Source organism: Geobacillus kaustophilus, from assembly GCF_000948285.1.
Classification (GTDB): Bacteria; Bacillota; Bacilli; order Bacillales; family Anoxybacillaceae; genus Geobacillus; species Geobacillus thermoleovorans_A.
Genome location: NZ_JYBP01000003.1, coordinates 231,231 through 249,723, shown reverse-complemented (window position 1 = coordinate 249,723; position 18,493 = coordinate 231,231). Strand labels below are relative to the sequence as shown.

Here is an 18,493-nt window from a genome sequence, read left to right as displayed (position 1 = left end):
ATGCTTGGTTTATATATATGGGGACAACGGGCTGTTTAGACTAGAAACACGAAAAACAGCGCACAGAAGCTCGCAGGTCATCGGGCTGACAGACGCTGCGCGCCCAAAAAAAGCGGCGCCCCTTCCTCAGGCGCCGTTCGCTGCCGCCGACCGCTATTGCCGGCGGTTCGGTCCAGTGATTTCAATCGGATAGGCCAAATAACGGATTCGCTCCATAATGCGCGCCGCCTTCACCTTCTCTTCTTCACCGCGCTGCGAATACGTCAAATGGTAGGCGAGCTGCTGCATATCAAAGTTCGACGTGAAAAACGTCGGCAAGTTTTCAAACATCCGGTATTGCAAGATCGGGCCGAGCACATCGTCGCGCACCCAGCTCGACATCGCCTCCGCTCCAAGGTCATCGAGCATCAGCACCGGCACTTTTTTGATATAATCAAGCTTTTCGCTCATCGTTTGATCTTGAAGCGAATGTTTCATCTCGCGAAACAGCTCGGGCACGTAGACGATCAGCGATGGGACGTTTCGCTTCGCCAGCTCGTTGGCGATCGCTCCAAGCAAATATGTTTTGCCCACCCCAAACGATCCGTGCAAATACAAGCCTTTCATTTTTTTCCCCTTCTCGTATTCCGCCACAAACCGCTCGGCAAATCGGATCGCTTTGATCCGCCCATCATCATTGAGATCGACGTCAGAGAGCGAAGCACGCAAGATTTCGCGCGGCATGAACATGCTTTGAATGAGCGACTCTTGCCGTTTTCGCTCGTCGTATTGCACTTTTTTCGGGCAACGGTCGTACTCAACGTCGATCCTTCCACCGTTGACCACCAAATTTGGATGGTATCCCGGCAGCATGTTGTTGCATCGCTCAAGGCCCGGACATTGGCGGCAATTCCCGTGCTGCTCGATGAATTCATACAGCTTCATCAAGCTGCGGTCAACCGCATCGGCCGACAATTGCCGTTCGTGCGCCCGCAAAAACAGCTGCACGTCCGGATGCTCCAAAATGTAGCGTTTCATTTGTTCGTAGCGCTGCTTAAACCGTTGATTGCCAAGCAACCGCTGCAACAGGTGGTTTACTCGTTCCATGGCTTTTCCCTCTATGATTCATCACGGTATTTTTTCAGCCGTTCCTCAAGCTCTTTGCGCGCCTGTTCGACGTCAAAATCATCATCATCCGGCTGGCTGTAATCCATGTTCAGCCAGTCCGGGACGATTTCCGTGCGCACGACTTTGCGCACCGTCCGCGTCCCTTTTTCCTTTTCGTTCGCCCAGTTTTGGTATGTTTTCGCTTCTTCTTTCGCCAGCTCCATGGCTTCCTTCACGGTTTTCACCTTTTTGCGCGCCCAATGGCTGGCGATTTTTTCTACGTATTTTTTCGACAGCTTCATATTCGTTCGCAGCATGACGTAATAAATGAGCACGTTGACAACCCCTGGAAGCAGCTGCTGCTGGAACATAATGTCTTCGATCAACTGCAAATCAGCCAGCGACGGCTCAGCGCCGCCTGAAATCTCTTTTAGCAGCTGGCGCGGGGAAATTGTTTCCAGCTGTTTGATCAGCTGCTCCTCTTTCGTGCGCGGTTCGATGTTTTCCATCGTCCGGTAGGCGAGCGGCTGCACTCGTTCAACGAGGCGCGGCTCAACACCGCCATGTTCGAGCTCATACCATTCGCGCGCCGCCCGGCGCAACGCGTCAATATCGATATGATAGGCCGGATCGATGACGCCAAGGACCAGTTTTTGCATCTCCAGCGGCGGAATGCCGTATAAAAACGCCAGCTTTTTAATCGCTTCCTTCACTTTCGCTGTCACAGCCCGACGCGGCACAAGCTGCTTGGACAAGCCGGCAAAAAACATCTCAAAGTCGAATACATCATCATCGAGCACATACGACGCCTCATTCCGCCTGATGTGATCCTTCCCTTCAAGCAGCTCGGGCCCGGCTTCTTCGCTGAGGCCGGCGACGATTTGTTCAGCGGGCACGGCCGAAAACACGTCGGAAAACGACCGCGTCACCTGGGTGAATTTCGCTTCATCAATGGACGGGCGGGCAAAAAAGTTGCTCAGCTGGATAAACAAGCGGCGGCCGACTTGCCGGCGCAAAAAAACGCTCAACATTTCGTCGCGGAAAAACTGGTCTGGCGCCAGCGGCGGACGCAGCTCATAAAGAAACAGCTTCGGTTCATCAGCCTCTGGAGCGTGGACGTATGTGTTGAGCAGCCCGATTCCTTCGAGTTTCAACCGTTCGCTGTAAATGTCCGGCAGTCCGCACTGCATGAGCGCCATAAGCCGATGATGGGTCGCTTCCTGGCCGTCAAGCAGCTCAAGCTCCCCCCAAAGCGTCATATAAAGCCCCAACGCTCGGCAGCCGATGAGCGGCTGGTAAAGCAGCGTCAGCACTTTACGGTCCACCTCTTGCAACACCCCTCGGCTTTGCACGGTATAACGGTCGACAGCAATCAGCTCTTTCCAATGGTGTTGCATCGCTTCGACCTTCCATTCCTCCGTATTCGTTTCAAACCGGCTCTCTCCTTTCCTGCCGAAAAGACGGTGAAAAAAGGGCTTGCCGCCTAACGCCAAAGCCCTTTTTTCACCGTTGCCCTTTTTTGATCAGCTCTTTCAGTTCTTCAATGAACACATTAATATCTTTAAACTGCCGATAGACGGAAGCGAAGCGGACATAGGCGACTTCATCGATGTGCGACAGGCGCTCCATCACCATTTCGCCGATCGTTTCGCTTTTCACTTCCGAGACGCCTTGATTGCGCAGCTCACGCTCAATTTCCTGCGTCACTTTTTCAAGCTCCTCGAGCGCCACGGGCCGCTTCTCGCACGCTTTGATCAAGCCGCGCAAAATTTTCTCCCGGCTGAATTCTTCGCGCGTTCCCTCTTTTTTCACAACAATCAGCGGCGGCTCCTCGATCCGCTCAAACGTCGTAAACCGATAATGGCACTGTTCGCACTCCCGCCGGCGGCGGATCGAACGACCTTCTTCAACCGGGCGCGAGTCAAGCACGCGCGTGCCTTGATGATGGCATGAAGGACATCGCATAACATCCACTCCGTTGATCTTCTTACTTCCTATCATACCGGAATGGCCGAAAACAGACAAGATATAGTTAGCTGTTCAGTCCGGAACCGATATAGGGCAGGCGGGCGTCGAGCTTCCGATACAAATCGAGAATGACCGCCCGGCTATGCCCAAAATCAAATGGCAATAGCTTCGTCTCCGTCGTCGCGGAAAAGTCGACCGCCGTTTCAAACGGCCGCACGGAAATGACGGTGGCGACGATGAACAGCTTTTTGCCGCGCCTTGTTTGCGCACAAATTTCGCCGCGCTCTTCGGAAACAGAAACGAGCTCGGCGCCGGGCAGCGACGAGAGCAGCTCCTTGACCGCATCGATGACGGCGCGGTTCGTCGCTTTGTAATAATGGCTTCTTAGCTCTTCATCTTCATGATTTTCCCGCGTTTCACAATGGTTTGTGAAGGCGTATTTGAGTGTTTTCCACATGCTTATTGCCACGTCTCCCTAGTCATTCTTTTTCTTCCATCATACCATGATTTTCCCCGCTGTTGTACCGCCTAAGGCGCAAAAAAAGGAGCGTTTTGCTTACGCTCCTTTCGGTTTATCTTATCCTTATCCAATTACAGCGCCTGCGCCTTTTTCACTTCGATCGGACGCATGCCGCGCGGAAGTTCAATCGTTTCCCGCGTTTGCGCGCCCAGCATTTCGGCGATGTAATCGGCGGCAATCGTCGGATCTAAATGGCCGCATGTATACACATCAATGCTCGCATAGCCGTGTTCGGGAAACGTGTGAATCGTCAAATGCGATTCCGAAATAATGACGACCCCGCTTACGCCTTGCGGAGCGAATTTATGGAACGCCACTTCGCGAATCTCCGCTCCCGACTTTAGCGCGGCGTCAACGAACGTTTTTTCAATAAAATCAATATCATTCAGTTTGTCAAAGTCGCATCCCCAAAGTTCCGAGATAACGTGACGACCCATCGTGTCCATGAAAAGAATCCCCCTTTAACCAATTTTCTCAAACAAATAAAAAAACAGAAGGTCAGTTGCAAAATGGCATGTATAACTACCACGGGGGAAAGTTAGTCCTAAGAGGTCCTAACCCTTTAAGTAGTCACATTACCCTTGCCGTTAAGAAGTTCACGAGACATAGTATACTTTGTTTAGGGGGTTTTTGCAACAGGCTTTTTTATTTTTTTGCATAAAAAAGAGAAAGCGCCCACGCCCACACCAGGGCCCGATCCGCTTGTGCGGATCGCAAAAGCCATAGCGCAGGCGGCGCGCTTCACATCGAACCGCTGTTACGCATTGACGCTGAGACGCTCCTTCATTTTGGCCGCGACAAGATGGGCTAAATCAACGACGCGGCACGAATAGCCCCATTCATTGTCATACCAAGCGAGCACTTTCACTTTTCGCCCTTCCATGACCATCGTCGACAGGCCGTCGATAATCGCCGAATTCGGATTCGTATTGAAATCGATCGAGACGAGCGGCTCCATCGTAAAATCCAAGATGCCTTTCAATGGGCCGTTGGCAGCGCGGATGAACGCCTCGTTCACTTCATCAACCGTCACATCGCGCTTCAAGTCGACGACCAAGTCGACGAGCGAGACGTTCGGCGTCGGGACGCGGAGCGCCATGCCGTGAAGCTTCCCTTTTAAATGCGGCAGCACCAGACCAAGCGCTTTCGCCGCTCCCGTTGTCGTCGGGATGATCGACTGTGCGCACGAGCGGGCGCGGCGCAAATCTTTATGCGGGTTGTCGATGTTTTTTTGGTCGTTCGTATACGCGTGAACCGTCGTCATCAGCCCGTTTTCAATCCCGAACGCTTCATCGAGCACTTTGACGACTGGAGCCAAGCAGTTTGTCGTACACGAGGCGTTCGAAATGATGAAATGGCGGTCGATGTCAAGCATATGCTCGTTGACGCCGACGACGATCGTCACATCTTCATTTTTGCCCGGGGCGGTTAAAAGGACGCGCTTCGCCCCTGCCTCAAGGTGAAGGCTCGCCTTTTCGCGATCGTTGAATTTTCCGGTCGCTTCAATCACAATATCGATATCAAGCTCTTTCCACGGCAGCTGTTTCGGGTCGCGCGAGTTTAACAGCCTCACTGTTTTGCCGTTGACGAGCAGGCCGTTTTCCAAGGCGATGACCTCACCATCAAATTTGCCGTGATTTGAGTCATATTTCACTAAATGGGCTAACGTTTCCGGCGGATAGCTGGCGTTCACCGCCACAATGTCAAGATCAGGGGAATTGATGGCGCGCCGGAACACCATCCGTCCGATTCGTCCGAAACCGTTAATCGCCACTTTCGCCTTCATTCACTTTGTTCTCCTCTCATATATGTTATACTATTTTCTTGTATTTGTATAAATAGTATATCATATTTTTAGGGAATATGGAAAACAAAATGACTGAAAGCGAACAAAAAAGACGCCTATTTTTCCAAGGCGTCCCATTGTTTCAAAATCGCCAACAGCTGACGGCGTGTCTCTTCCCTCGTTCCGTTATTGTTGATGACCGCGTCGGCCCGCTTCATTTTTTCTGCCAGCGGCCATTGGGCGCGGATGCGGGCGCGCGCTTCTTCCTCAGCGAACCCGTTCCGCTCCATCAGCCGGCGAAGCTGGATGTCATCGTCAACATACACGACAAGCACTTTATCGACCCAGGATGTCAATCCGCTTTCAAATAAAAGCGGAATGTCCAATACGACCGTTTTCGCTCCGGAACGGACGAGCGCTTCTTTCTCTGCCAGCATTTTCTGACGCACCGCCGGATGAACGATGGCGTTTAGCTTTTTCCGTTCTTCTTCGTCGTTGAACACGATCGCCCCGAGTTTCGCCCGATCGATCTCTCCATTTGTCTGCAAAATGCCCGGACCGAAGGCGGCGACAATCTGACGGTAGGCGTCTTCCCCCGGTCGGACGACGGCGCGCGCCGCTTCGTCAGCATCAATGACCGGAAGGCCGAGTTCGCGCATCATCGCGCTCACCGTGCTTTTGCCGCTGGCAATCCCGCCGGTCAATCCGATCGTCAACGTCATGGAATCTCTCTCCCTTTTTACGAGCCGCCTAGCGCTGGCAGCGCGGACAATAATGCGTGCCGCGGCCGGCGACGACCGTTTTTTCAATCAACGTGCCGCATCGTTTGCACGGATTGCCTTGGCGGCCATACACGTACAAATGATGTTGAAACACACCTGCCTCGCCTTGTGTGTTCACGTACGTGCGCACCGTGCTTCCCCCTTTCATGACCGCCTCGCCGATCGTCGCCACCATTTCCTCATGCAGGCGCTCGATCTCTTTGCTGGAGAGCGAGGCGGCCGGCCGTTCGGGAAGAATGCCGGCGCGAAACAGCGATTCGTCGACATAAATATTGCCAAACCCAGCCACGACCGTCTGGTCAAGGAGCAACGCTTTGATCGACCGTTTCGTTTTCACCGCCCGCTCCACCAATACAGCTGGTGAAAACGCCGGGGAAAGCGGCTCCGGTCCAAGCTCAGCAAGCGGCGGCCGGCGGTCCGCTTCCTCTTTCGCATAAACGTGCATCGTTCCGAACTTGCGCACGTCGCGGTAGCGGAGTTCACTGCCGTCCGTGAAGCAAAACACGACGTGCGTATGCGGCTCGAGCGGCTCCAGGGCGGAAGCGACGGTATAGCGCCCTTCCATGCGCAAATGGGAAATGAGCGCATCGCGGTCGAGCAGGAATTTCAAAAATTTCCCTCGCCGTTCCAAACCACGCACCGTCTGTCCGATCATTCTTGCCGCAAACGCCTCAGGGTCTCGTGGATGGCGGATGATGTTCGGCCAAAAAATGCGCACATCCTCAATCGTTTTTCCGACAATAAGCGGCAAAAGCGTGCGACGGATCGTTTCCACCTCCGGCAATTCCGGCATGGCAATCCCCCCTTTCCTCCGTTTTCCTGCATCGTTCCCGCCGACGTTTTCACATTGACGCCGGTTGATCCGCCGAGAGAAAGATTCTCCATGAGGCGGCAGCCGTTTCGCGCCAATTCATCGACCCGCAGCCGAGAATCGTCGCCTCGAAAAATTTTTTATGGGGCGCCAGCGTTTGCACACCAAGACTCCTTTTATTTCGCATCATACCACGTCGGGCCGTAATGGTAATCGACTTTGAGCGGCACGCGAAGTGTGACCGCTTGCTCCATCACTTCCGGAACGAGCCGGCACAGCCGCTCCATCTCTTCTTTCGGCGCCTCCAAAATGAGCTCGTCATGCACCTGCAGCAAAAGGCGCGCTTGCAGCCGCTCTTCCTTCAGTCTGGCGTTCAGATCGATCATCGCCTTTTTAATAATGTCTGCGGCACTCCCTTGAATCGGTGTGTTCATCGCCATCCGTTCAGCAAAGCTGCGGACGTTGAAGTTGCGGCTCGTGATATCCGGCAAATAGCGGCGCCGATGCAGCAGCGTCGTCACATATCCTTTCTGTTTTGCTTCTTGCACAATGTTTTCCATATACCGCCTCACGCCAGGAAAGCTTTCGAAGTAGCGCTCGATGAATTGGGCCGCCTCTTTGCGCGAAATATTTAAGTTTTGCGCCAAACCGTAATCACTGATCCCGTAAACGATCCCAAAGTTGACCGCCTTCGCCTGACGGCGCATGTTGGGCGTCACTTCATCCTCGCTCACTTGGAAAATGTCCATCGCTGTTTTCGTATGGATATCCAAATCGTGACGGAACGCTTCCATTAAATTGTCATCTTCCGCAATATGGGCGAGGACGCGCAACTCAATTTGCGAGTAGTCGGCGGCGAAAATGAGCCAATCGGACTCCGACGGCACGAACGCTTGGCGGATTTTCCGTCCTTCCTCAAGCCGAATCGGAATGTTTTGCAAGTTCGGCTCCGTCGAGCTGAGCCGTCCGGTTTGCGTCAGCGCCTGATTGAAAATCGTATGCACCTTCTTTGTATCGGGCCGCACGACTTTCAGCAATCCTTCAATATACGTCGACTGCAACTTGCCAAGCTGGCGGTAATGCAAAATGTTTTCCACGATCTCGTGATAAGGCGCAAGTTTTTCAAGCACGTCCGCCGAAGTGGAGTAGCCGGTTTTCGTTTTTTTCAAGACGGGCAGCTGCAGTTTTTCAAATAAAATGACGCCGAGCTGTTTCGGTGAATTGATGTTGAACTCCTGGCCGGCGAGTTCATAAATGCGCTGCTCGACCGTGCGCAGCTGCTCGGCGAGCTCTTCGCCCATCTGTTCGAGCCGGTTTGTATCCACTTTCACTCCGGCAAATTCCATTTCCGCCAAAATCGAAGACAACGGCTGCTCGAGCTTGACGAGCAACCCATCTTGTTCGTTGCGGCGCAGCTCATCCAAAAACGGCCGTTCGAGCGCCCAAATCGCCGCCGCCTTGCGGACAAGATGCTCGGCGAGCATTGGCTCATCCGGCACGGCCCGCTTCGCCCCTTTGCCATACACCGCTTCATCCGGGCGCACCGCTTCGTATCGCTTCATTTTGGCTGCGGCAGCCACATCATCAACACCTTGCGCCGGATCAAGCAAATAGGCGGCCAGCAATAAATCAAAGGAAACGCCGCATAGCTCAATTCCTTTCCATTTCAAGGCGACTGCCGCGCGCTTTGAGTCAAACATGCTTTTTTTCTTCGTTTCATTACCAAGCCAGGCGACAAACTGCGGATCGGCAAGCGCCGTCTCCGGGCGCAGAAAAAACCGTCCATGTTCGTTGACCAGAGCGATGCCGACGATCGGCGCATCATGATAATTTTCCTCGACCACTTCAACGACAAGCGCCGCCTTGTCGGCAAGCATCTCCTCCGTCACGCGGTCAGCAAGCGTAAATGCCATCTCCGCAAACGGTTTTTCCTCTTCTGATGACGGCGATTCCATTTTCTCTAAAAACGATTGGAACCCAAGCTCTTTAAATAAAGCGACCACTTTCTCCCAGTCTTCCCCTTGATAGACGATGTCATCAAGCGAAAGCTCGACCGGGGCGTCGCGGCGAATGGCGGCGAGCTTTTTGCTTAACAGCGCCACATCGCGGTGTTGGCGCAGCGTTTCTTTCAACTTTTCACCTTTGATCTCATCAATGGAGGCAAGCACGTTTTCGACCGTGCCGAATTGCCTGAGCAGCTTGACCGCCGTCTTTTCCCCGATGCCCGGCACTCCGGGAATGTTGTCCGATTTGTCGCCCATCAATCCTTTCAAATCAACGATTTGTTCCGGAGTTAAGCCGTATTTTTCGCGGACCGTCTCTGGCGTGTACGGTTCGATATCGGTAATCCCTTTTTTCGTAATGTCCACCGTCACATGAGGGGAGGCGAGCTGGGTCAGATCGCGGTCGCCGGAAATGACTTTCACCTCAAACCCTTCCTGTTCAGCGCGGGCGGCAAGCGTTCCGATAATATCATCCGCTTCGTAGTTCTCGAGTTCATAGGCAGGGATGCGATACGCCCTCAGCAGCTCGCGCAACAGCGGAAACTGCTCTGACAGCTCCGGCGGCGTCTTTTGCCGTCCGCCTTTATACTCTTGAAACGCTTCATGCCGGAACGTCGTTTTCCCGGCATCAAACGCGACAAGCATATGGGTTGGCTCTTCTTCCGCCAAAATTTTATTCAACATCATCGTAAACCCGTAGACGGCGTTCGTATGGATGCCTTTGTCGTTATGCAGCAGCGGCAAGGCGAAAAAGGCGCGGTACGCCACGCTGCTGCCGTCGATTAAAACAAGCTTTTTTTTCAATCTCATCCCTCCTCGGATGCTTCCTTGTCCTATTGTATCATGCCTGCGGTCTGCCTTGAACGCTCTCCCACCATGATGGGAGGCGCCGATTCACCCATGCTTACGCTCACGCTGAAAAATAGGGGCTTCTCGGTTGGAGATGATAAAAAGAGGCCGGCTACCGCCCCGGCTTTGGAAAATGGATCGTAAACACGGTGCCGCGCCCCACTTTGCTCGCTACGGTAATATATCCATGGTGAGCCTCAACCAAATGTTTCACAATCGCCAGGCCCAACCCCGTTCCGCCGGAATCGCGGCTGCGCGCCTTGTCGACACGGTAAAAACGCTCAAAAATGCGCGGGATTTCCTTTTCCTCAATGCCGATGCCGGTGTCTTTCACATGGATCAGCACTTCTTTCTCCGTCTCTTCCGCCTCGACAGCGACCTGCCCGCGCTCCGGCGTATACGTGATGGCGTTGGCGAGCAAGTTCAGCAAAATTTGCTTCATCCGATTTCTGTCGCCGCGGATGACAAGCCCGGATGGCGATTCGATATGCAAATCAATTTGTTTTTCCGCCGCTTTTTGGCGAAACACAGCAGCCGCTTCGGCGATGACTTGAGCAATATCCACGTCTTCAAGCTGCAGCTGAAACCCGTGCTGCTCGATTTTCGACAAGTCCAACAGTTCCTCAACGAGCGTTTGCAGCCGTTCGCTTTCTTTTAAGATGATGGTCAAAAAATGTTCAAGCGCCGCTTCATCCTTCATGGCGCCGTCCAATAGCGTTTCGGCGAATCCTTTGATGGACGTCACCGGCGTTTTCAATTCGTGCGAAACGTTGGCGACAAAGTCTTTGCGGATTTGCTCAAGACGCTTCAGCTCCGTAATGTCATGAAACACGACGACAATCCCTTTCCATTCGGCGTTCGTGCCGATGATCGGGGCCCCGTATACATCGAAATGTTTCCGCTCGATGCCAATCGTCAGCCGCATATGCCGGCGCATCGTCATTTCGGTGATGAAAATATCGTCGATAAACCGGACGATGTCGCGGTGCGGCAGCACATCGGAGTACGGACGGTGCAAACAATCCGACGGATCGAGATGAAACTGAGTCTGGAACGCCCGATTGATGAGAGAAATATGTCCGCGGTGGTCAATAAACAACAGGCCGCTGCCGACGTTTTCAATGAGCGTATGAAGCCGGTCGGTCTGAATTTCCCGCGCCCTGCTCATCTCCTGCAAATGGCGGGCCAGCCGGTTGATCGAGCGCACAAGCATCCCAGCCTCGTTATATTCACCATCAGGCGCACGGGCGGCGTAATTGCCTTTTTCCAGCTCAAACGCCACTTTCGTTGCTTCTTCAATCGGCCTCATATATTGATTGGTGATTTTCCAGCCGAGGGCGATAATGACAACGAGCGCCATCCCAAGGCTGCTCGTGAGCACGCCCCAAATTTGCTCGTTTACTTTTTGGAGCGAGCTCGTCGGTGTGCTTAAAACGACGTACCCGCTCCGTTCACCGCGCTCGTACGGGACGATGTAGTAGTAGACGTCGTTTGTTTTTTCAATCACGGAAAAACGGGGAAACTGCTTTTTGCGCAAAATCGCACGGACGATGCGCTCATGGTCTTTGTCACTGATCGCTGCGACGCGGCCGCTGTCAAACCGCACCCGTTCTTCTTTATCGAGGACGGTGATGCGGGACGACAGCTCATTCCCCATTTCCTGCAAATCGGCGCGGATTTGCTCGAGCGGTTCATTTTCAAGCAAAATCGCAAGCGCTTGGGCCTCTTTTTCCATCCGTTTGTTCATCGTCTCGGCGTAAAAATCTTTCAGCAATTGCCCAAGCAAAAGCCCGAGGGCGATCAACACCGTGGCGATGAGCGCCACGAGCCAAAACAAAAGGCGGGTGCGGAAGCTATTCATGCCGCTTCGGTTCCTCCAACTTATAGCCAAGGCCGCGCACCGTTTTAATGTACATCGGTTTTTTCGTATCGGTTTCGATTTTCTCGCGCAAGTGGCTGATATGGACGTCGACAATGCGTGTATCGCCGGCAAACTCGTAGTTCCACACGGCGCTGAGCAGCTGGTCGCGCGTCAACACCCGCCCTTTATGGCGAGCCAAATAAAGGAGCAGCTCAAACTCTTTCGGCGTCAGCTCAAGCGGCTTGCCGCCGATCGCTGCTTCATAGCGTTCCGGAAAAATTTCCAGCTCGCCAACAACAAGCCGCTCGCTCGATTCCGCCGCCGGCTGAACGATCTCCGTGCGCCGCAAAATCGCCTTGACGCGTGCAATGACTTCGCGCGGGCTGAACGGCTTGGTCATATAGTCGTCAGCGCCAAGCTCAAGGCCAAGCACTTTGTCAAATTCATCATCGCGAGCGGTCAGCATTAAAATCGGCGTCATGATTTGCTGCTGGCGAAGCCTCTTGCACACATCAACGCCGTCAAGCTTCGGCAGCATCAAATCCAAAATAATGAGCGCCGGCTGCTCGGACGCTACTTTCACGAGCGCCTCTTCGCCATCGTGAGCGGTCACGACGTGAAATCCGGCTTTCTCCAAATTGTACGACAACAGAGTCACAATCGGCTGTTCGTCATCGACAACTAAAATTTTTCGTCCCATGCCGCTCCTCCATCCCGTCCAATGGTTTCTGCCTTTATGATACCACAATTGACGCCTTAATTTGGACAAAAAAGAAAAAAGGGCGTTTTCCTGCGGACAGGTTGCCCGCGGAAAACTGGCCCTCGCGTTTGGTTGGCTTCCTTTGGCGGAAAGCGGCATGAAACTCCCCCTTTGTTTCGAAGTGAGGATTGCTTTCAACATGAGGTCAAAAGTTCTCGAGCACCCGCCCGTCTAGGCGCGGCAACGTATGAGGCGGGCAGACAGACAGCGTTCCGTCAAGCACCGTTTCCGCACCGCGCGTCGCCATGACGGACAACGTCACGCAATGGCCCGCCTCATCGACATCGGCGACTTCAAGCAAAAATTCAAGCGTTTCATAATGATAAACAGGGCGGAGAAAGCGAAGATCCTGCCGCGTAATGTAGCTGCCCGGGCCCGGCAAATATTTGGAGACCGCCGACGTGATCATCCCCGTCAACATGACCGACGGCACGACCGGTTTTCCAAATGGCGTCTGTGAAGCATAATCATGCTGGATATAAAGCGGATTGGCATCATCCGTCAGCCCAAGATAAAGAAGCAAATCTTTATCTTCGATGGCGGCTTGGAACACGAGCTTTTCCCCCGCTTGAATTTCCCCGATCCGTCTCCCGAGCTTTCGTTTTTTCAACATGTTCCCACCCCTTCGTTGTATAGAAAGCGCTTTCATAGACTGTGGGCAAAAACCCGGGGCAATGCCCGAATTTTTGCCTCGCCGCTATTCCAGCATGCGCATGACATTTTTAACGGATTCGACGGATTTGGCGAGCGCCGCTTTTTCCTCTTCGGTCAGCTCGAGCTCGATCACTTTTTCGATGCCGTTGCCGCCAAGGATCGTCGGCACGCCCAAATAAATGCCTTCATAGCCGTATTCGCCTTCAAGGTAGGCGATCGCCGGCAAAATGCGGCGCTGGTCTTTCAAAATCGCTTCGACCATTTCGACAAGCGAGGCGGCCGGTGCGTAGTAGGCACTGCCGTTGCCGAGCAGGTTGACGATTTCACCGCCGCCTTTGCGCGTCCGCTCAACGATGGCGTCCAAACGATCTTTCGGAATGAGTGTTTCGAGCGGAATGCCGCCGGCGTACGAGTAGCGAACGAGCGGCACCATGTCGTCGCCATGGCCGCCTAAAACAAACCCAGTGACATCTTTTACCGAAATGTTCAGCTCCTCGGCGACGAACGTGCGGAAGCGCGCCGTATCCAAGACGCCCGACTGGCCGATGACGCGGTTTTTCGGAAACCCGGACTCTTTAAACACCGTATAGGTCATGGCATCGACCGGGTTCGTCAAGACGATGATGTAGCAGTTCGGCGAGTATTTGACGACTTCCTTCGTCACTTGCTTCATAATTTTTTGGTTCGTCGTCACCAAATCGTCGCGGCTCATGCCCGGTTTGCGGGCGATGCCGGCTGTGATGACGACGATGTCGGAATCGGCTGTGTCAGCGTAATCGGATGTGCCGATGATATTCGCGTCAAAGCCGAGCACCGGGCTTGCCTCGAGCATATCGAGCGCCTTCCCTTTCGTTGGGTTCTCAAGCTGCGGAATATCGACCAACACGACGTCGCCGAGCTCTTTTTGCGCCAAAAGGAACGCCGTCGTCGCCCCCGTGAATCCGGCGCCGATCACCGAGATTTTTTTTCGTTTCATCGCCATCGTTTGCCATCCCTTTCTTTCAAAGATTAGTCCATATTGCGGATGAGCGCATCAGCAAATTCGGAGCATTTCACTTCCGTCGCCCCTTCCATCAGGCGGGCGAAGTCATACGTCACGATTTTCGCGGCGATTGTTTTCTCCATCGCTTTGATGATCAATTTCGCCGCTTCGTTCCAGCCAAGATGCTCAAACATCATGACGCCCGAGAGAATGACGGACGACGGGTTGACTTTGTCAAGCCCTGCGTATTTCGGCGCTGTGCCGTGCGTCGCTTCGAAAATGGCGTGGCCGGTTTCGTAGTTGATGTTTGCCCCCGGCGCGATGCCGATGCCGCCGACTTGAGCAGCCAGCGCGTCGGAAATGTAGTCGCCGTTTAAGTTCATCGTCGCGATGACGTCAAATTCACGCGGACGCGTCAAAATTTGTTGCAGGAAGATGTCCGCGATGACATCTTTGATAATGATTTTTCCGGATGCTTCCGCATCAGCAAGCGCTTTGTTCGCCGCTTCCTTGCCTTCCGTTTCAACGATTCGGTCGTATTGCGCCCACGTGAACACTTTGTCGGCGAACTCTTCCTCCGCCAATTCATAACCCCAGTTTTTAAACGCGCCTTCGGTGAATTTCATGATGTTTCCTTTATGAACGAGCGTCACCGACTTGCGGCCGTGTTCGATCGCGTAGTTGATCGCCGCGCGCACAAGCCGTTTCGTCCCTTGTTCGGAAATCGGCTTAATGCCGATGCCGGACGTTTCCGGGAAGCGGATTTTGCGCACGCCCATTTCGTTTTGCAAAAAGTCGATGACTTTTTTCACTTCCGGCGTGCCTTTGGCATATTCAATGCCAGCGTAGATGTCTTCCGTGTTTTCTCGGAAAATGACCATATCGGTGTCTTCCGGGCGTTTCACCGGAGACGGAACGCCTGGGAAGTAGCGAACCGGGCGCAGGCAGACAAACAGGTCGAGCTCTTGGCGGAGCGCGACGTTCAGCGAGCGAATGCCGCCGCCGACCGGCGTCGTCAACGGTCCTTTAATGGCGATTATGTATTCGCGGATCGTCTCAAGCGTTTCATCCGGAAGCCAGTTGCCCGTCAGCTTGTACGCTTTTTCACCAGCGAGCACTTCCTTCCAGACGATTTTTTTCTCGCCTTTGTATGCTTTTTCCACCGCTGCTTCGAGCACGCGCGAAGCGGCCGCCCAAATGTCTGGTCCGGTTCCATCCCCCTCGATGAACGGAATGATCGGGTTGTTCGGAACGTTGAGCACACCATTTTGGACTGTAATTTTTTCTCCTTGCGTCACGTGCAAAACCCCCAATGCAGTTTTTTATAAAAAGGCGTGAAGGCACGCCTTCACCGCCTTGTCTACTTGTTTCAGCCGCGCTCGTCGATCGGCACGTACGCCCGCTTGCCTGGGCCGGTGTACTCAGCGCGCGGACGGATGAGACGGTTGTTGTCGTATTGCTCCAAGATGTGGGCCAACCATCCCGAGGTGCGGCTGACGGCAAAAATCGGCGTAAACAAATCATGATCGATTCCTAAACAATGGTAAACCGAGGCGGAATAAAAGTCAACGTTCGGCGGCAGCGCTTTTTCCGATGTAACGATTTCTTCAATCTTCGTCGACATTTCATACCAATGCGGCTCGCCGACGAGCTTCGTCAGTTTTTCCGACATTTTTTTCAAATGTTTGGCGCGCGGGTCGCCTTTTCGGTAAACGCGATGGCCAAAGCCCATGATCTTTTCTTTGTTGGCCAGTTTGGTGCGGATGTATGGCTCGACGTTGTCGACCGTGCCGATTTCCGTCAACATTTTCATCACCGCTTCGTTCGCCCCGCCGTGAAGCGGCCCTTTCAAGGCGCCGATCGCCGCGGTGATGCCGGAATAAATATCGGACAGCGTGGCTACACAGACGCGCGCCGTAAACGTCGATGCGTTCAGCTCATGGTCGGCATGCAGCACAAGCGCCTTGTTGAACGCTTCCGTTGCGATGTCGTCCGGTTCTTTGCTGGTCAGCATGTACAAGAAGTTCGCGGCAAAGCTCAAATCTTTGCGCGGCGCAACCGGTTCCAACCCTTTGCGCACGCGGGCGAAGGCGGTGACAATCGTCGGGATTTTCGCCTGCAGGCGAATGGCTTTCCGATAATTCGCCTCTTTCGTCATCACATCCGCCTCTTCGTCATACAAGCCGAGAAGCGATACCGCGGTGCGCAAAGCCGCCATCGGATGCACCTTGTCAATCGGATACAGCTTGAAGTGTTCAATGATTTCATTTGGAATTTCAGCGTTTTCCGCCAACTGTTTCTTTAATTCCTCAAGCTGCTCTTTCGTCGGCAGTTCGCGATGCCAAAGCAAATAAACGACTTCTTCGAAGGAAGCATTTTCGGCTAAATCGTCAATGTCATAACCGACATACGTCAACGTGTCATCGATAATCGAACTGATGCTTGACGTTGTGGCCACAACTCCCTCTAGCCCACGGGTTGCTGTCATGTTCAATCTCCCCTTCTCTTCATAAGTTCCGGCCATAACGACCGATGGCCGATGAGCGCTTGCTCGAAATGGAGGCAAAAACAAACGCGCGCGCGAAAGTGCTTACATGAGGCCGGCGACAACCGCCCCGTCGCAACAGCTGCACAATGCTTGGCCGAAAACTCACTCACGTTTATTATTATAAACAATTATCAGACTTTTGTCAGCTGTCATCCATGAAAAGAAACAGCGCTTGCAGAAACAAAAACAGAAATCCTTTCAATAGGCATTCCTCAAAAATGCTTCATCATTTTCATAAGGGTGTAGGCGATGCCCGCCCCGATCAATGGCCCGACGGCGACCCCATGAAACAGTGAAACCGCGAGGATGGTGCCGAATGCAAGCGCGGCGGTCATATGCGGGTCATTGGCAAGGAGCGTTACTCCATTTTTTGCGATCAAGGCGACAAAAATGCCAGATGCGAGCGCCACCCAGGCTGACAACGACTGCAGAGAGCCGGCAAGCTGCTTAAAGCCGATCTCCCCAGAAGCGATGGGAGCGAGCACGGCGATCGTAATGATCGTCACTCCCCAGTTGATCCCTTTGGACTGAATGATCGGCAGCACTTTTTGATCCATTCCAGTGAATTTGACGGCCAATAGCACCGCAACCGCTGCAATAAGCGATTTGTTTTTCGCCAAAAAACCGAGTGCAAGCAACACCAATAAAAACAACACCGGTTCGTTCACGGTTGTCCGTCCTTTCCTATGAAACTTGCCTTTTTGCTTCCCCGTAAGAAAACGTGTAATATATCAATATGGAACGTCGTTGGAGGTGAAACATTGTCCCGAGTTTATGTTGATCGCTTTTTGCGCTTTTTTCTTGTCATCGCCGCTGTCGCGCTCGGCGCCGTCGCTGCGTATTACATCGCGACGGTGACGTATCCGTTCATCATCGCCTTTTTCATCGCGATGATCATCAACCCGCTTGTCGATGCTTTGGAGCGGAAAGCGAAAATGCCGCGCTGGCTCGCGGTCAGCGTCACGCTCATCATGTTGTTTGCCGCGGTCGCCGGCTTAGTCACGCTTCTTGTTGCCGAAATCGTTTCGGGAACGCAATATTTAGCCCGCGTCGTGCCGGAAAAATTTCAAGCATTGATCACGTACATGGAGACGTTCATCGCCGACCAAATCATCCCGATTTACAAAGATTTGGCCGGGATGTTTAAAAGTTTAAGCGCCGCCCAACAGGATACGATTATGCAAAACATTCAAGCCGTCGGAAAAAAGATTGGGACGACGGTTGGTGAATTTGTCCAGAGCATCCTGCAAAACATTCCGCAGCTTCTCGCCTGGCTGCCGAATGCCGCGACCGTGTTTATTTTTTCGCTGTTGGCGACATTTTTCATCAGCAAAGACTGGCACCGTCTGATGCGCATGGCGCAGCAATGGCTGCCGACGAAAGCCCGCACAAGCGGAAAAACGGTGTTTCTTGATTTGAAGAGGGCGCTGTTTGGCTTTATCAAAGCGCAGGCGACGCTCATTTCGATTACGACGGTCATCGTGTTGATCGGCTTGCTTATTTTGCGCGTCGATTACGCCATTACGATCGCATTGATCATCGGGTTCGTCGATCTTTTGCCATATTTGGGAACGGGGATTGTCTTTGTTCCTTGGATCATTTACACCATGGCTAGCGGCGACATCCCGTTTGCGATCGGTCTTGGCGTGCTGTATGTCGTCGTCCTCGTCCAACGGCAAATCATGGAGCCGAAAGTGCTTTCTTCAACGATCGGCCTCGATCCACTCGCGACGCTCATCGCCTTGTTCGTCGGCTTCAAGCTGCTCGGCTTTCTCGGCTTGATTGCCGGCCCCGTCGCGCTTGTCATCATCCGCACGCTCCATAGCGCCAATGTTTTCCGTGATCTTTGGCGGTTTATTATCGGCAAGCCGACCACTTAATCG

The 18,493-nt window shown here is 53.3% G+C and carries 18 protein-coding genes; 1 reads left to right on the top strand and 17 read right to left on the bottom strand.

Annotation, left to right across the window (positions count from 1 at the left end):
- Positions 1-153: 153 nt before the first annotated feature.
- The 17 genes from dnaI to LG52_RS01665 all read right to left on the bottom strand — a co-directional run bounded on the left by dnaI (position 154) and on the right by LG52_RS01665 (position 17,278).
- Positions 154-1,086 carry a primosomal protein DnaI gene (dnaI, locus tag LG52_RS01740; RefSeq protein ID WP_044730605.1) on the bottom strand — a complete coding sequence of 311 codons (933 nt, stop codon included), beginning with the start codon at positions 1,084-1,086 and terminating at the stop codon, positions 154-156.
- Between the two features lie 11 nt (positions 1,087-1,097).
- Positions 1,098-2,483, bottom strand: a complete 1,386-nt coding sequence (locus LG52_RS01735; RefSeq protein ID WP_044733050.1) for a replication initiation and membrane attachment family protein — start codon at positions 2,481-2,483, stop codon at positions 1,098-1,100.
- 106 nt (positions 2,484-2,589) lie between these two features.
- Entirely contained in the window at positions 2,590-3,051 is a 462-nt protein-coding gene (nrdR, locus tag LG52_RS01730) for a transcriptional regulator NrdR (RefSeq protein ID WP_013144522.1), read from the bottom strand.
- A gap of 67 nt (positions 3,052-3,118) precedes the next feature.
- Positions 3,119-3,517: a hypothetical protein gene (locus LG52_RS01725; protein ID WP_011232198.1), complete on the bottom strand. Its 399-nt coding sequence runs from the start codon at positions 3,515-3,517 to the stop codon at positions 3,119-3,121.
- 128 nt (positions 3,518-3,645) lie between these two features.
- Positions 3,646-4,020: an adenosylmethionine decarboxylase gene (gene speD, locus LG52_RS01720; protein ID WP_011232199.1), complete on the bottom strand. Its 375-nt coding sequence runs from the start codon at positions 4,018-4,020 to the stop codon at positions 3,646-3,648.
- Positions 4,021-4,331: 311 nt separating this feature from the next.
- Positions 4,332-5,360, bottom strand: coding sequence for a glyceraldehyde-3-phosphate dehydrogenase (locus LG52_RS01715; RefSeq protein ID WP_044730604.1), 1,029 nt, complete (start codon positions 5,358-5,360; stop codon positions 4,332-4,334).
- Between the two features lie 116 nt (positions 5,361-5,476).
- Complete coding sequence (gene coaE / locus LG52_RS01710) at positions 5,477-6,082, bottom strand: dephospho-CoA kinase (protein ID WP_044730603.1); 606 nt, start codon at positions 6,080-6,082, stop codon at positions 5,477-5,479.
- A gap of 28 nt (positions 6,083-6,110) precedes the next feature.
- The gene (gene mutM, locus LG52_RS01705; protein WP_044730602.1) at positions 6,111-6,935 is read right to left on the bottom strand and encodes a DNA-formamidopyrimidine glycosylase; all 825 of its coding nucleotides are present in this window, start codon (positions 6,933-6,935) and stop codon (positions 6,111-6,113) included.
- Between the two features lie 49 nt (positions 6,936-6,984).
- Positions 6,985-7,116: a hypothetical protein gene (locus tag LG52_RS20740; protein WP_269430051.1), complete on the bottom strand. Its 132-nt coding sequence runs from the start codon at positions 7,114-7,116 to the stop codon at positions 6,985-6,987.
- A gap of 13 nt (positions 7,117-7,129) precedes the next feature.
- Entirely contained in the window at positions 7,130-9,766 is a 2,637-nt protein-coding gene (polA, locus tag LG52_RS01700) for a DNA polymerase I (RefSeq protein ID WP_044730601.1), read from the bottom strand.
- 151 nt (positions 9,767-9,917) lie between these two features.
- On the bottom strand, positions 9,918-11,666 hold the full coding sequence (gene pnpS / locus LG52_RS01695; protein ID WP_044730600.1) for a two-component system histidine kinase PnpS: 1,749 nt from the start codon (positions 11,664-11,666) through the stop codon (positions 9,918-9,920).
- Positions 11,659-12,366, bottom strand: coding sequence for a response regulator transcription factor (locus LG52_RS01690; protein ID WP_044733049.1), 708 nt, complete (start codon positions 12,364-12,366; stop codon positions 11,659-11,661). The genes pnpS and LG52_RS01690 overlap by 8 nt, the downstream gene beginning before the upstream one ends.
- A gap of 205 nt (positions 12,367-12,571) precedes the next feature.
- A complete protein-coding gene (locus LG52_RS01685; RefSeq protein ID WP_044730599.1) occupies positions 12,572-13,039 on the bottom strand; it encodes a MaoC/PaaZ C-terminal domain-containing protein in 468 nt (155 codons plus the stop codon).
- Positions 13,040-13,123: 84 nt separating this feature from the next.
- The gene (gene mdh, locus LG52_RS01680) at positions 13,124-14,062 is read right to left on the bottom strand and encodes a malate dehydrogenase (protein ID WP_044730598.1); all 939 of its coding nucleotides are present in this window, start codon (positions 14,060-14,062) and stop codon (positions 13,124-13,126) included.
- Between the two features lie 26 nt (positions 14,063-14,088).
- Entirely contained in the window at positions 14,089-15,360 is a 1,272-nt protein-coding gene (gene icd, locus LG52_RS01675; RefSeq protein WP_044733048.1) for an NADP-dependent isocitrate dehydrogenase, read from the bottom strand.
- A gap of 71 nt (positions 15,361-15,431) precedes the next feature.
- The gene (citZ, locus tag LG52_RS01670) at positions 15,432-16,550 is read right to left on the bottom strand and encodes a citrate synthase (protein WP_044730597.1); all 1,119 of its coding nucleotides are present in this window, start codon (positions 16,548-16,550) and stop codon (positions 15,432-15,434) included.
- Between the two features lie 272 nt (positions 16,551-16,822).
- Entirely contained in the window at positions 16,823-17,278 is a 456-nt protein-coding gene (locus tag LG52_RS01665) for a DUF441 domain-containing protein (protein WP_044730596.1), read from the bottom strand.
- Between the two features lie 93 nt (positions 17,279-17,371).
- Here LG52_RS01665 and ytvI point away from each other — a divergent pair, with 93 nt between their 5' ends.
- Positions 17,372-18,490, top strand: coding sequence for a sporulation integral membrane protein YtvI (gene ytvI, locus LG52_RS01660; protein ID WP_044730595.1), 1,119 nt, complete (start codon positions 17,372-17,374; stop codon positions 18,488-18,490).
- The last annotated feature ends 3 nt before the right edge of the window (positions 18,491-18,493 follow it).

What these genes read in the sequence shown, in the direction of transcription:
- LG52_RS01735 (WP_044733050.1), bottom strand. Translation starts at nt 2,483, where the DNA reads ATGCAACACCATTGGAAAGAGCTGATTGCTGTCGACCGTTATACCGTG.
- mdh (WP_044730598.1), bottom strand. Translation starts at nt 14,062, where the DNA reads ATGGCGATGAAACGAAAAAAAATCTCGGTGATCGGCGCCGGATTCACG.
- polA (WP_044730601.1), bottom strand. Translation starts at nt 9,766, where the DNA reads ATGAGATTGAAAAAAAAGCTTGTTTTAATCGACGGCAGCAGCGTGGCG.
- LG52_RS01685 (WP_044730599.1), bottom strand. Translation starts at nt 13,039, where the DNA reads ATGTTGAAAAAACGAAAGCTCGGGAGACGGATCGGGGAAATTCAAGCG.
- citZ (WP_044730597.1), bottom strand. Translation starts at nt 16,550, where the DNA reads ATGACAGCAACCCGTGGGCTAGAGGGAGTTGTGGCCACAACGTCAAGC.
- mutM (WP_044730602.1), bottom strand. Translation starts at nt 6,935, where the DNA reads ATGCCGGAATTGCCGGAGGTGGAAACGATCCGTCGCACGCTTTTGCCG.
- dnaI (WP_044730605.1), bottom strand. Translation starts at nt 1,086, where the DNA reads ATGGAACGAGTAAACCACCTGTTGCAGCGGTTGCTTGGCAATCAACGG.
- nrdR (WP_013144522.1), bottom strand. Translation starts at nt 3,051, where the DNA reads ATGCGATGTCCTTCATGCCATCATCAAGGCACGCGCGTGCTTGACTCG.
- LG52_RS01715 (WP_044730604.1), bottom strand. Translation starts at nt 5,360, where the DNA reads ATGAAGGCGAAAGTGGCGATTAACGGTTTCGGACGAATCGGACGGATG.
- coaE (WP_044730603.1), bottom strand. Translation starts at nt 6,082, where the DNA reads ATGACGTTGACGATCGGATTGACCGGCGGGATTGCCAGCGGCAAAAGC.
- LG52_RS01690 (WP_044733049.1), bottom strand. Translation starts at nt 12,366, where the DNA reads ATGGGACGAAAAATTTTAGTTGTCGATGACGAACAGCCGATTGTGACT.
- speD (WP_011232199.1), bottom strand. Translation starts at nt 4,020, where the DNA reads ATGGACACGATGGGTCGTCACGTTATCTCGGAACTTTGGGGATGCGAC.
- pnpS (WP_044730600.1), bottom strand. Translation starts at nt 11,666, where the DNA reads ATGAATAGCTTCCGCACCCGCCTTTTGTTTTGGCTCGTGGCGCTCATC.